The 255-nt window shown below is 65.1% G+C and carries 1 pseudogene; it reads right to left on the bottom strand.

Going from position 1 to position 255, the window contains the following annotated elements:
* Nucleotides 1-255, bottom strand: a pseudogene (locus tag AC066Y_RS43425) (acetyl/propionyl-CoA carboxylase subunit alpha); the annotation flags it as partial.

Raw genomic sequence — 255 nt, 5'->3', positions numbered from 1 at the left:
TGGCGATCATCGGATCGTAATGGATCGAGATCTCGCCGCCCTCCTGCACACCGGTGTCGTTGCGGATCGTAATGCCGTCATGGCTGGCCTCGGCCGGCGGACGGTATTTCACCAGGCGGCCGATCGAGGGCAGGAAGTTGCGGAACGGATCCTCGGCATAGACGCGGGACTCCACCGCCCAGCCGGTCAGCGTGACGTCCTTCTGCGCGAGTGCAAGCTTCTCGCCGGCGGCGACGCGGATCATCTGCTCGACGA

This window comes from Bradyrhizobium sp. USDA3010 (genome assembly GCF_056429065.1).
Note: the sequence above shows the minus strand (reverse complement) of the source record. Positions and strands in the feature narration are given on the sequence as shown.